This is a genomic window from Vibrio splendidus 12E03, from assembly GCF_000272105.2.
GTDB classification, from domain to species: Bacteria; Pseudomonadota; Gammaproteobacteria; order Enterobacterales; family Vibrionaceae; genus Vibrio; species Vibrio splendidus_I.
The window spans coordinates 1-530 of sequence record NZ_AJZD02000087.1; the positions used below are offsets into that span (position 1 = coordinate 1).

Genomic DNA, 530 nt, shown 5'->3' on the forward strand with positions numbered 1-530 from the left:
GCATTACCCAACGGTTCTGAAAGGCACGGGGACTCAGACCATTAAGGTTCAGTCTTTACACCAAAATAGCGTGGTCGATTCTGCGACAAGCTCTGGTGATGTAACGATCACTGGCGGTACATGTCAAGCCTTGCCTGCGATTGATGCTTTCGATACCTGTACGTATGAGCTCGATGTGACCGGCTCTGGTCAACTGCATTTAACCACCAATGAAGTGATTGATATCAACCCTGTAGCACCGACTCCCGTTCCACCTCCGACAACGACACCAAGTTCTGGCGGTAGTGGCGGTTCTCTCGGCTTTTTATCTCTACTTGGATTAGCGATGTTTGGGCGTTTAAGACAGAAGTAAGGTGAGATATGGATTAAAAATCAACGACCCTGTGGTGTTGGAAATGCTTGTTGATACTGACTGGCGAGTTTTGCACTTGACGTATCGACAAGCGATACGCTTATTACGACGCACCCACCATCGCGGTTATTTGTTGTACCGCGAAGGTCAGCGGTGGGATGGAACAACCTGACGCTTT

1 protein-coding gene is annotated in these 530 nt (G+C 48.9%); it reads left to right on the plus strand.

Going from position 1 to position 530, the window contains the following annotated elements:
• A partial coding sequence (locus tag A142_RS07915) for a GlyGly-CTERM sorting domain-containing protein (RefSeq protein ID WP_019822351.1) occupies positions 1-352 on the plus strand: 352 nt, incomplete at its 5' end.
• Positions 353-530 lie beyond the last annotated feature (178 nt).